The 13265-nt window shown below is 52.5% G+C and carries 6 protein-coding genes; all 6 read left to right on the top strand.

Annotated features, from left to right (window positions below; all coding sequences use genetic code 11):
* Positions 1–22: 22 nt before the first annotated feature.
* The 6 genes from JET16_RS19755 (at position 23) to JET16_RS19775 (ending at position 12995) form a co-directional block, all read left to right on the top strand.
* On the top strand, positions 23–2374 hold the full coding sequence (locus JET16_RS19755; RefSeq protein WP_199619348.1) for an FdhF/YdeP family oxidoreductase: 2352 nt from the start codon (positions 23–25) through the stop codon (positions 2372–2374).
* Positions 2375–2796: 422 nt separating this feature from the next.
* A complete protein-coding gene (locus JET16_RS19760; protein WP_199619350.1) occupies positions 2797–3447 on the top strand; it encodes a futalosine hydrolase in 651 nt (216 codons plus the stop codon).
* Positions 3447–4286 carry a 1,4-dihydroxy-6-naphthoate synthase gene (locus JET16_RS19765; RefSeq protein WP_199619352.1) on the top strand — a complete coding sequence of 280 codons (840 nt, stop codon included), beginning with the start codon at positions 3447–3449 and terminating at the stop codon, positions 4284–4286. The genes JET16_RS19760 and JET16_RS19765 overlap by 1 nt, the downstream gene beginning before the upstream one ends.
* Positions 4198–5202 carry a 4-hydroxyphenylacetate 3-hydroxylase N-terminal domain-containing protein gene (locus tag JET16_RS19770; protein ID WP_267908725.1) on the top strand — a complete coding sequence of 335 codons (1005 nt, stop codon included), beginning with the start codon at positions 4198–4200 and terminating at the stop codon, positions 5200–5202. Before JET16_RS19765 ends, JET16_RS19770 begins: the two co-directional genes overlap by 89 nt.
* An 88-nt stretch (positions 5203–5290) precedes the next feature.
* Entirely contained in the window at positions 5291–5431 is a 141-nt protein-coding gene (locus tag JET16_RS30630; RefSeq protein ID WP_267908726.1) for a hypothetical protein, read from the top strand.
* Positions 5432–5996: 565 nt separating this feature from the next.
* Positions 5997–12995, top strand: a complete 6999-nt coding sequence (locus tag JET16_RS19775; RefSeq protein WP_199619354.1) for a LamG-like jellyroll fold domain-containing protein — start codon at positions 5997–5999, stop codon at positions 12993–12995.
* Positions 12996–13265: the final 270 nt, after the last annotated feature.

Genomic DNA, 13265 nt, shown 5'->3' on the forward strand with positions numbered 1-13265 from the left:
GCTTCGAAAGGATGAGAAAAAGATGGGGAAAACAAAACATACCGGGCCGATGAAGTTAAACACATTCCCTAAACCGTCCCTGTGGGCCGGTTGGGTTCCAATGGGTCTGGGGAAGGTGAAGCCTCGCCATATCCGCGATACGATGAAAGTCATATATGAAAACCGGGATAATCTGCCTTATGCTTACCGTATTTTGACGCAAGGGGTTTGCGACGGTTGTGCGCTTGGAGTTTCCGGCCTTCATGACCGGACGCTTACCGGACCTCACCTGTGTACGACGCGATTGAATGTGCTTCGCCTCAATACAATGTCGGCGATTGATTCGAAGTGGCTTGACGATGTAGAGGCAATGCGAAAGATGACGAGTACGGAACTGAGAAAGCTGGGGCGTATTCCGTTTCCGCTTTCCCGAAAGCCGGGGGAAAACAAGTTTACTCGAATCACTTGGGATGAAGCTCTGAACCGGATCGCTTCAAAAATCCGCAGCATCGATCCGAAGCAGCTCGCTTTTTATTTGACGTCGCGCGGAATTACGAACGAAGTCTATTATGCAGCATCCAAAATGGCTCGTTTTCTCGGGACGAACAACATCGACAATGCGTCCCGCATTTGCCACTCCCCAAGCAAAACGGCGTTGAAGCGTTCGCTCGGCATCGGCGCTTCAAGCTGTAGTTACAAAGACTGGATCGGCACCGATGTGCTTATTTTTTGGGGATCGGCAGCGGCCAATAATCAGCCGGTCTCGACAAAGTATATGTATGCCGCTAAGAAGGCGGGAACTAAAATCATTATGATCAATCCTTACCGTGAGCCGTCAATGGAAAAATACTGGATACCGTCGATTGCTGAAAGCGCGTTATTCGGCACAAAGATCGTCGACGACGTATACCAGGTGAACATCGGCGGCGATATAGCCTTCATGAACGGCGTGATGAAGATCTGGTTTGAAATGGAGGAGCGGGAGCCGGGTTCAGCGATCGACCGTACGTTTGTGGAGGAGCATACGAACGGGATTGAAAAGCTGAAGTCCCATGTAATGGCGCAAGACTGGGAATTGCTGGAGAAGTCTTCCGGACTTAACCGTGAACGGATGCAGGAGTTTGCACGGCTTTTGGCAAGAGCGAATTCAGGTGTGTTTGTATGGAGTATGGGGCTCACGCAGCACCGGTTTGGAACCGACAATGTGTCGCAAGTGGCCAATCTGGCGATGCTGCGGGGTTTTATCGGGCGGCGGCACTGCGGCTTGATGCCGATCCGCGGCCACAGCGGGGTGCAGGGTTCCGGAGAAATGGGCGCCGAGCCGATGTCGCTGCCAGGCGGAATACCGCTTGATGAGGAAAATATACGGAGGTTCGAACAGCTTTGGGGTTTTGACATTCCGAAATGGCAGGGAGACATTGTCGGCGTTTCGCTGGAAAACCTGCTGCTGCCGGATGATCATGAGCGGAAGATCAAGCTGCTATATACGAGCGGCGGGAATTTCCTCGAAACGATGCCGGACCCGGAATTTATGCGCCAATGTTTGGAGAACGCGGAAATTCGGGTGCATCAGGATATTATTTTGAATACGTCTACGCTTGTCGATGCGAAGGAAGAAGTGATCGTCCTGCCGGCGATGACGCGGTATGAACAGCCCGGCGGCGGGACGTCTACCAGCACCGAGCGGATGGTTTATTTCAGTCCGGAGATCGAAGGTCCGCGAATGGAAGAAGCGCGTTCGGAATGGGAGATTTACGTCGATTTGGCCGGCCGGGTTTACCCGGAGAAGAAGCATTTGATTGAATTTCGGAGCGCACAGGAGATTCGCAATGAAATCACGGTAGCGGTGCCGTATTACGACGGAATTCAGCATCTGAAAAACCGCGGGGACGTGTTCCAGTGGGGAGGCGCTTGGCTTTGCGAAGGCGGGGTTTGTCCGACGCCGGACGGGCGCGGAAATCTGCTCCCCATCGAGCAACCGGAATTGCGCAAGCCGGAAGGACATTTTTATGTAACGACACGCCGCGGCAAACAGTTCAATTCCATGATATACAGCGAAACCGATCCTTTCAACGCTGCCGATCGGTACGATGTATTGATTCATGTCGATGACGCTGCTTCCTTGAACATCCGGGAAGGTGAAACGATCGTCGTTTACAACCGGCACGGGATGCTCCAAGGGAGAGCAAAATTCGAGGATACGAGGCCTGGGAACATTCAGGTCCACTGGCCGGAAGGAAACTGCCTCATTCCGAAAGGGGTATATGAGAAATACGCCGGCATTCCCGAATACAACACTGCCGTCATCGTGGAAAAAGCGGAAACATACTATGCATACAAAGATACGAAGTATGCCGAGAAACGGGTGGAGGAGCTGGAGATGGAAGTAGGCTAGAATAACAGCTCATGGCGGATGGAAACCAAGCCTTGAATAACCCGCATCGCTTTCATGTTTCTTAAGCTCGCTTGCCCGGATTTGATCGAAGAGACCAAGGCAAGCAAGGCGGCCGCCCAAGGTCTTCGCCGCCGGGGAAAGACTCGAGGGATATATATGAATCCACCTAACTGGAATCCTGTTGAAAAATGGCAAACGATCGTCCGGGTCCCCATTGAACAGATGTAAGTTTCTCATAAACTTTTTGATGTTAAATCGTTTTTGATGAAACATCACATGGTTCCCGTGGTTGGCGGGAAAGCTTACGGAATGGTACAATCCTCATATTCCCTGTATCGCAGGCTGCGGTTTCGTCATCGTTTCGAATCCGATCCGCAAATTTTCAAGTTGATCTGTTGATCTGATGAAGGAGAATTTCAACGATGAGTTCGGGAAAACGCGTACTTATTATGACCGCGGTTGTGGCCGAAAGAGATGCGGTGTTGCGCGGACTTAGGGGTGCCGGCAGCTTCGACGTGTTGGCGGCGGGCGTCGGCCCGGCTCCGGCGGCGGCGTCCACGGCCGCGGCACTGGCGAGCGGCGAATACCGTATGGTTGTTAGCGCCGGTATTGGAGGCGGCTTTCCCGGCCAAGCGGAAATCGCTTCGATCGTGGTGGCGAACGAAATCATTGCCGCCGATTTGGGGGCGGAGACGCCTGACGGCTTCCTCGGCTTGGACGAGCTGGGCTTCGGCTCCGCTCGCATCCCGGTTGAAGCCGAATCGGCGTTCCGGGTGGCCGAAGCGTTGAAGGCTGCCGGATTGAAGGCCGCAATCGGCCCGGTGCTCACTGTATCCACCGCGACGGGCACAGCGGCAACGGCGGCGGAGCTGGCCGCGAGGATACCGGATGCAGCAGCCGAGGCGATGGAAGGGTTTGGCGTGGCTACGGCAGCATTTCAGCGAGGCTTGCCTGTACTGGAAATCCGCGCGATCTCGAACACGGTCGGCCCCCGCGACAGGGCGGCCTGGCGGATCGGCGAAGCGCTCAACGCATTGGAATCCGCAAGCTCAGTACTTATAGAGGTGTTATAATGAGGATCGCTTTTTCACCTTGTCCCAACGATACTTTTGTTTTTCACGCTTGGGTGCATGGGCTGCTGCCTGGCGCTCCGAAGCTTAACGTGACCTATGCCGATATTGACATTACAAACAAACTTGCCGTTTCTGCGGACGGGCCGGACGTGCTCAAAATTTCCTACGCCGCTCTGCCGTGGGTATTGTCCGAATACGCGTTGCTGCCCTGCGGCGGCGCGTTGGGCAGAGGCTGCGGACCGCTTGTGCTGACAAGAAGCGGTGTTACCGCAACGCAAGATCCTGCCTCGCTTTCCGGCCGGCGGGTGGCGGTGCCCAGCGAGCGTTCGACTGCCTATTTGCTGTTCAGACTGTGGGCAGCCAGGCATGTACCTGGAGGCGTCGGGGAGATTGTAGTCATGCCTTTCCACGAAATTATGCCGGCCGTGCGCGACGGACTAATCGACGCCGGTCTGGTGATCCACGAGGCGCGTTTTACGTATCCGTCTTACGGGCTTTCCCTTCTGACGGACCTTGGCGGCTGGTGGGAATCGGACACGAATTTGCCGATTCCGCTTGGCGCGATCATCGCCAAACGGTCGTTGGATCTGAACGCAATTGCCGGCTGGACCCGCGCATCCGTCGAATACGCATGGGCGCACCCAGAGGCATCGCGCGAGTATGTATTGCATCACGCCCAAGAGATGGATCCTCAAGTGGCGCAAGCTCACATCGCTTTGTATGTGAACGATTTTACCGCGAATTTGGGCGATGACGGTTACGCGGCAGTTACCGCCTTGCTCGGCCGGGCGGCGGAAGAAGGGTTTGTTCCGGAGTTTGATCTCTCGGCACTCAGATAACAAGGAACTTCGGTTAAAGATTCGTGAAAAGCCAAGGAAATTTCCTCAAACGAACACCCCGATCTCTGTCTGGTTCAACGGTGAGAAATTACATGGTAAATTATCGGAACACATCGCTTTTAAGGGAGTCATTGCCACTCAAGCCGAGATGTACGATATGCAGTGGAAGGGGGAGTTCCGCGAGCAGATGACCTACATCTCTCCGGCCAGCGGCGATCCAGTCGGCGTATCCTTCTTACAGCCGAGATCCAAAGAAGATTTGATCCGGCGAAGAATCATGATGTCTTTGTGGGCCGAGATGCATCACGGATTTTTAGGTCGTGCGCCGGATTATATGAACACCGCGCTGATGGCCTTTAGCTCGGCTGCGGAATTATTGTCCGAACAAGATCCACGATACGCTGATAATATGAGGAACTATTATATTTACTGCCGCGAAAACGATATCACCCTCTCTCATGCTTTTGTCCAGCCTCATATTGGCAGATTCTCTACCTGTTTGCAAACATTAGAGGAACCGGACGCAGCCAAAGTGATAGAAAAGAGTGAAGTCACGCACCAAATTCTGTGCAGAACGATCGCCAAAACAGAGTTTCTGCTCGGGACGATCGAGTATATTGTTTCAGTACTCGGATTGAACAGCCATGCACACATCATCGAGAAGGTTTCGGAAGTCATAACCGTGCTGGAGACAATGAAGTCGTTGCTATTGGCAGCGGAAGAAAAGGCGTTTACGGACTCGTGGGGGACAGTAATTCCCGACCCGGACATCATGTTCACCGCTAACTTCATATTTCCCCGAGTGTATCCTCGCATCATCGAAATTTTGCAGTTGATCGGGGCCAGCGGATTGATCATGCTCCCGAGAGAGGAAGATTTTTATGCGGAATATCCGATGACATCAATAAATACTTAAGAGTAACTGATCTGGATGCTAAAAATAAAGGTGCTTATTCAGACTTGCTTGGGAAATTAGCACAAATTCGTTCGGAGGACGGCAAGTTTTGTATGAAAGGTTTTTCTTCGGCGATACGGCCCGGGTTGCCGGCCGGTTGTATAACGCCTATTCCAAAAGAGAGCATTATATCGATAAAGTAAAAAAATTTATAAGTATAAATCTCGACTTACATGAGCGTAGCAAGTGATGCAGAAGCCGCTACGAAAGTTCACCGACACGAGAAGGTTTCATTAACCACTTTCACTGACGGTAATTCGGAACCGCCAATGACGGTGGTTTTTTTGTTTTCGCCGCCGTCAAAGGTATGATGGAAAGAGTTAAATCGTAATTTTGTTATATAAAAAAATAGATATTGTTATTTATAAAGCATAAATTGTCATGTAAACTATTGTTAATTGATAATTTTGTTTTATCTTCAAGTCTCGCTCTTATCAGACGCTAGAAGGAGAAGCATGCCAATGTTCGGCGCATTACTATCGAGAAAGCGCTAACATTTTGTCTTCCGGCTTGAGGAACCGTTTACGGCTAAACCCGCGCCACATGCGGTTTAGTATACATGCAATCTGCCAACTGAGGAGAGGAGGCCAATTAATATGAACACGAACTGGTAACGACCGCTGTTATTCTGTTAGAAAGGAGGGCAGACAACATTCAGATTGCGTATGGTGCATCGCGAAAACTTTTTATAATTTTATTTCGATTTGAAAATGTTTGACGGATGTTGAAAGAAATCAGTACTAGCGAGGGTGAAAATGATGTTATTCAATCCAGTGAAAAGCGCAGCGGCGCACGTTAAACGCGTGTTGGCTGCCGGTCTTCTATGTGCATTGACGGTACAGGCTGCAGCTCCTGTTCCGGTGTTGGCGGCACAATCGGAAGCGGAGCAATCGGCGGCAGAAAGTGCAATCAGTTATTTGGACAAGCTCGATTTCGGCAATGCCGATTCCGAAAGCGCTCACAATTACAAGGGCGACTTTACAAGCGTCATCACCGGTTTCATGGGTGAAACCGCCCGGGTGTCGAATCCTCTCGTTCCGCAGGAAGGGCAAGGCGGGGATCTGACCTTCACGATGAAGGTCCATCCGTATCTCCGCAACTACTTTACCATGAAACTGGGGGGAGAAGACAACACGTCAGGCTATAACAGCATGATCAATATCAACGGCGAGCAGGTCGGGTATGTGAGACATGGCGATTATGAAGCCATCAGCAAGGGGGGGTGGTTGCCGAACCGCTTTTACTACAATACGGTTATGCTTCCGCTGGAGTCTACATACGGGAAAGAGACCGTTGAAATCACGATCAAAACGCTCAATCAGTGGGGGAATGTTACGAATTCTTCGAGAGGCTTCTATAACGCTTATACCCATACTCAGGCCTATCTAAACGTAGATGACGAACCGCAGGGCTATAAATTCAGGCCGGATCAAAACCCGGATACGATTGTGGCGGCGGATTTGACGAATGAGCAGAAGCAAGCGGCAATCGACGGCTACATGCAAAACCTCGTCAACCTGTTTAACAATTACTCGGCCAAAGTCGATTCCAATGCCGGCGGCAAGCTGTCCATCATCCGGTATCAGGATGAATTGAAATTTTACGCGAGCGCTTTGAAATACAGCTGGTCCCCGGCGAAGACTCCGGAAGAGAAGAGGGCGGCGCTGGAGCGCATTTTCAAAACGATCGACAACCATGTCAAGGATTATTACGGCAATACGAGACTGGTGCTGCGCGGCGGACACCAGGGCGACTGGGGCGGCTATTACGGTGCGCTCGGCGAAGCGCTGTACATCGCCGAGAACCTGATCAAAGACGATACGATCTATGGGCCGGCGGCGTTCAACGAATTTCTGGATCAGCCGTTCGTCACCGGAACGACGGAAGGCGAGTTCTCACTTGCGGGTGTGGACTGGAACGGCGGCGAGCTGACGCGCCGAGAAGCGTGGGAACGGGTGCTGAAAGCGAACTTCGATTTTGCACGCGCGCGTCTTTCCTATATTTACAACCAGATGCTCTATACGTATGAAGGGGCGTGGGAAGCTCACGTTGGTCTTGGCATTATCGGTTCTCCGTTCTTTGAAGGCAAGGAGCGCAGCCATCAAATTTTGCTTGAATCATTGGGGATCCGGCCGTTCCTCGGTGAAGAGGTGCTCGTCGGTCCGAACGGAGAAGAATTGGATCTGTATCATTCCTTGTTCTATCACGATGGGAGGGCGGTATTTACCGACGACTTCGTCCACATTGTCGGCAAAGGACTTGCCAAGAGCAAGCTGGACGAGAACGGCAACGTAGTGCGCCGCAAGCCGTACGGCGAACATTACACCGGCTTTACGGAAGCGGGGCTGACAAGGGAAAACGGCTACGTCGCCAACTATGGAGAAGCGGCAAACTACCTATTAAACTATTACTATAAAACGCTCGACCATGCCGGCGACGAGGAAATCAATGACGAAATCCTGAAAGCGGCGCTGAAAAACATCCACGCCCGCGGATATACCCGTTATTCGTCTTTGGACGGCGACGGAAAACGAGTGATGAGAGCGGAGCAAGTGACGGATGAGCGAAATCAGTCGTTGACCGGATTCCACGCGTACGGCGCGAGAGTAGGTCTTGGAATGACGATGCACTACGCATCGCTGGAAATGACGATGGCCCAGAACGAGCAAAAGTACAGCGGTCCGGAGTGGGACGAGTATTGGCAGTATGCGAAAGAAGCGGTCGGCTTTGCGCAGCAGCAGCTCGCGGATCGCCAGATGTTTAATGCGAACGACTTTGGCAACAGCGGTACAAATAGCGGACGAAATTTCCGGCTGGCGGATACGTACAAGTATGTGACGGCCGATCGGGCGAATTACAGCCGCTTCGGCGGCAGCGTGATGGCCGGGGTTGTGCTTCCGCAAACGGATTTCGATTATTACAAGCCCGAAGAAATCGCCGCCTTGGGCGTCAATCCGGACGATTACGAGCAGTTTGCGTGGGCGGATATCGACAATCTGTACCTGTCGGTAAGAGACGGCGATTTCCGGATGTTCGGCGCGTTCTTCTATCGCAATAAGGGCTCGGTTAGCAACGGCCGGCTTCATGTGATGAAAGACAACTACGACCATATCGTTCAGATCGCCACCAACAACCGGTTCCGGTATGAAGATTATTACTTGCGTCCGGATAATATCGACGTCGACTACATGTCGGATCAGGGGGGGAATAGGAGCGGCGCTCCCCAGGCGCTTATCGGCGAAGTCGCGCCGATTTCTTATCAACCGGGCGTCGGCACCGTCAACCGTGACAATCATGAACCGGATACGCCTTACTCCGGTTATCCGGAACTGCAAACGTCCAGATACGGGAAGTATTTCATGATTTTCAACACGACCCGCGAAGCATACGGCAATGAGCAATCGTTCGACGTTGAACTGCCGGCGGATTTCAGCGGCAGCACGGTACTCGACCTCGTATCGGGATCGAACGTTCCGGTTGTGGACGGAAAAGTGACCATTGCGGCCAAATCCGCGATGGTGCTGAAGTTAACGTCGGATATCGAGCTTGCTCCGAAGCCGTTGCACGTCGACTTCGTGAACGCTCTTGCAGGGAACGGCTATGTCGGCCTCTCCTGGAAAACGACCTCCGGCGGACAATCGTACACGATTACACGTTCGGAAACGGAAGAGGGTCCTTATGCGACCATCGCGACAGGCGTAGCCGGCAACTACTATAAGGACACTGCGGTTGAGAACGGCAAGGTGTACTATTACAAGGTCGCCGCGGTGAATGAGAACGGAGCGGGTTGGGAGTCCTGGCGCGCGAAGGCCGATTTGACCGTTCCGGTATCCGGCAATGCGGATACGGCCTGGCGCGATGACCGGATCGGCGGAACGGCCGGCAGCTCCGTGATCGACGGTTCGTCCGTCACGATCGGTTCTGTGGGCGGGACAGGTCTCGGCGAAGGCGACGATTACAACATTTACAAGCGGGATATTAACGATTCGCTGCACTTTGTCAGCCAGGTCGCAGCCGGAAACAGCTCGATCAGCGCGAAGCTGGACAGCGCGGCGGGGGAAGCAAGCGGCATTATGATGCGCGACCGGCTTACCGCCGACAAGGCTCGCTACATCTATTTCGGAGCGGATGCGAACGGCAACCTCGTTCTTCAGAACCGCACGCGGGTCTCGAAGCATCAATGGTCCAATCAGGTGGTAAGTCCGCTGAATGCGGGCATTGAAGGCTATACGGCGGCCGAGTATCCGTATTTAAAGCTGATGCGGGATCATGATTCGCAGACGGTATACGCGTTCGTATCCAGGGACGGTACAGAGTGGCAATATGTCACGAAGATGATGACATTGTTGCCTTACGCTTACTATACCGGCGTTGTGGCCTCCGACGAGGCGGAATTCAGCGAGGTAACTTTTACGGAAGCTTCGGAAGGAATCGTCACTCCTTTCACCGCAAGAGTGAAGGATCAGGTGACGTTGTATTGGAACAAGCCGAAGCAAGCCTCCTGGTTCAATGTATATAGAACCTATGATGAAGAGGCGAGCTTGACCGATCCGGTATTGAAACCGGGCACAACGGAATTGGAGGACGGTTCCCCTTGGGAGGAGGTTCTCACGGGCACGAGAGCGACGTCATTCCAGGAAACCGGCTTCCGTTTCGGCAGCGTGCACTATAAGGTGATGGCCGTTCACGGCGACGGAACGTTCGGACCGCTGTCCGCGACGGTTTCCGCATACGCTGACTCCATTGCCGTCGTTATGGCAGATGCAGAGAGACTCCCGGCTTCCGATTACACAAAAGTCAGCTTCTACCTGTACAATAAGGAATTGAGCCGGATCAAAAGCGAGATGGCGAAACCGGGCTTTGACGAGAAGAAGCTGATTGACGAGATTTACGACGCCAAAAAACTGCTTGTTTCCTACAGAACTCTTCTGACGAAAGTGCAGCTGCAGCCATCTATGGTAAGAGCATCGGATAAGGGTTTGGGAAGCGACAGTATCTCAGAAGAACAAAATGGATGGTATCTCTTCGATGGAGACTTTTCAACCGTAACCCAAAACAGATCCACCGTTAGTTGGGTTACCGTAGATTTCGGAGCAGGTAATGAAAAAGTTGTTGAAACCTTCCGCTTCAAACCAAGAGCTAACGTAGTCAGCCGTGTAATTAATACCGTATTTCAAGGTTCCAATGATGGCGTGAACTTTGTAGACCTGTATAAAATTACAAGCGCTAATGCTACCGATTGGAATAGTGCAATTAATCCTGACAAGACGCCATACCGTTATATCCGCATTTATGACGATCATTTGGGGCGTTGTACCTTTGAAGAAATCGAGTTCTTGGAGAGAGGCATTGACAAGACGCTTCTCACACAATTGTTCGATGAAGCTGCGGCTGCAAAAGCTGCGGGCATCTACACTGCTGATAGCCTCCAGTCTCTGCAGCAGGCTGTGGATGCGGCAACGGTGGTGGCGGGCAATGCCAATGCCACCCAAGATGAGGTAGATGCGGCGGATAACAGTATACTGGCTGAGCTGGAAGCACTGCAATATATCCCGGGCATGCCGGTGCTGGAATCGTTGAGAGACCGAACCGTAATTGCGGAAAACACGCTCTCGTTCAAGGTTGAAGCGGTAAATGCGGTAACCGAAGTCGTATATGGAGTGAATGATCTGCCGGCGGGAGCTTCCTTTGATGCAGCAACCCAAATGTTCGAATGGACGCCAAGGAAGGATCAGGGCGGTGTTCACGCCGTAACATTTACCGCGGCTGCAGGCGATCTCTCATCGTCCAGAACGATCAGGATCACGGTCAAAGGGCAGCCGGTGTTCGAGCCGGTAACGGCAGTGGAACTGACCGCGGAACAGCCGTTCACCTATGAGGTGCCGGTCTCCGATCCGACAGGCGAACCGCTTGTATACAGCGCTGGCACACTGCCTGAAGGTTCGGCGTTCGACGCATCAGCCGGCATATTTACCTGGACACCGAAAAATGCGGATTACGGCAGCCATCCGGTCACCTTCACGGTCAGCAACGGATTATTTGAGGTCAGCCAAACGATCGAATTTAAGGTAAACCTCCACATCCTGCCGCCGGAAGATTATACGAAAGGAAGCTACTACCTGTACACTCAGGAAGCAGAGCGGATTCAGGCGGAAATCGCCAAACCGGACGCCGATATAACGCAGCTTCTGGCCGAGCTTGAGCAGGCTGAAGAGCGGCTCGTTCAAGTGCCTTTATCACTCTATTCGTTTGAAGGCAACGCGGACAACGCAATCGGATCGTCTGACGGAACCGTTGTTGGAACTCCTGCTTATACAGCCGGCAAGGTCGGGCAAGCCATCGATATGGATGGAAACCAATACGTGACGCTGCCTGAGACGCATCCGCTTGCCAATTATGATGAGATCACTTTGGCAACGTGGGTGTACTGGAAAGGCGGCAACCAGTGGCAGCGCATTTTCGACTTTGGCAACAATACAAATGAATACCTGTTCCTTACGCCGAGATCGGGCAACAATACGCTGCGTTTTGCGATCAAGCACAGCGGCGGTGAACAAATGGTACAAACGTCGCAGTTGGCCGCCAATCAATGGGTTCATGTGGCGGTGACACTGGGAAGCGGTTCGGCGAAGCTCTATGTCAACGGGGAACTGAAAGCCACGAATAACAGCGCCACGATCAAGCCGAGCGATTTCAAACCGAGCCGAAACTATATCGGCGAAAGCCAGTGGCCCGATCCGCTGTTAAACGGCATGATCGATGAATTCCGCATTTACAACTACATCTTGACCGCGGAAGAAATTCAGGCGGCGATGAACAATACGGCTACGTGGGTTGACAACACCTTAATCCCGGTTTTGATAGAAGAAGCAGGTACGATCGACACTGAGCTTTACACAGAGGAAACCGTACAAACTCTTCAGTCGGAAGTATCGAAAGCTCAATCGGTGTATAACAATGCAGCTGCAACACAAGAAGAAGTCGATGCGGCAGCGGCGAGCCTGCTTGCGGCGCTCGAAGGGCTGCAGTGGAAAGACATCACGGCGTCGTTGGATGTTGCGGAGCCGAACGGCAAGAACGGCTGGTATACGTCGCCGGTCAAAGTAACTCTGTCTCCTGCGGCGATCGCGGAATACAGCCTCGACGGCGGAAACACTTGGACGGCTTACAGTACCCCTGTGAACTTGGACCAGGAAGGAAAGCATCAGGTTCAATACCGCCGTTCCGTCGAAACAGGTGAGACGGGGTCGCTCGAGGCGAAGATCGATCTGACGGCTCCTCAGGTAACGGTCACTGGAGATACGTACTACACGATCGATCAAGACATCTTGATTTCCTGCAGCGCGACCGACACAGTTTCGGGTGTAACGTATTCGCCTTGCGAAGTACCGCTGCTTCAAGCAAAGGCGTATACGCTCGAGTCCGGTCAGCATACCGTAACCGCGACAGCGGAAGACGCGGCGGGCCATCAAACGACGGTTACTCATACGTTTACGGTGGCGGTCACGTTTGACAGCTTGAAGACCGTCACGAATGTGTTCCTGCAGGAAACGAATTACAAAGCATGGGAAACAGTGGCCAAATCTCTGAATCAAAAGCTTGATCAGGCGAAAGCCGCGGCGGCCGAAGGGAGAACAGACGCAGCGAGGAGCATGATGGCCGACTACATCAAGCAAGTAACGGACCAAACCGGCAATTATTTCACGCAGGAACAAGCGGATATTCTGATCCGGTGGGCTCGAATCGTGATCTAGTCGAAAGATGCATAGCAGTACCTGGATCACCGAGAATAACGACAGTTCAAAAATAAAGCGGTCAGGCGGTCGATGGGAGCATCGGCCGCCTTCGCGTCTCTTCCGTTCGCTCGGGCAATAAACATGAATCATTGATTGACATCTGCAGGTTACAAGAGTAGCCTAAAAGGCTATCACTTTTTTTGGTATCGGCAGCATCTTAATGAGTGACTTAGCTGGTAACTTTCAATTATATGAAAGCGGTACATGTTGCTGATATAATAGGCTCCA

Source organism: Paenibacillus alkalitolerans, assembly GCF_016482785.1.
In the GTDB taxonomy this organism is placed as follows: Bacteria; Bacillota; Bacilli; order Paenibacillales; family YIM-B00363; genus Paenibacillus_AE; species Paenibacillus_AE alkalitolerans.

Coding starts and splice junctions, on each gene's coding strand:
- JET16_RS19755 (WP_199619348.1), top strand. CDS start 23: ATGGGGAAAACAAAACATACCGGGCCGATGAAGTTAAACACATTCCCT.
- JET16_RS19760 (WP_199619350.1), top strand. CDS start 2,797: ATGAGTTCGGGAAAACGCGTACTTATTATGACCGCGGTTGTGGCCGAA.
- JET16_RS19765 (WP_199619352.1), top strand. CDS start 3,447: ATGAGGATCGCTTTTTCACCTTGTCCCAACGATACTTTTGTTTTTCAC.
- JET16_RS19770 (WP_267908725.1), top strand. CDS start 4,198: ATGACGGTTACGCGGCAGTTACCGCCTTGCTCGGCCGGGCGGCGGAAG.
- JET16_RS19775 (WP_199619354.1), top strand. CDS start 5,997: ATGATGTTATTCAATCCAGTGAAAAGCGCAGCGGCGCACGTTAAACGC.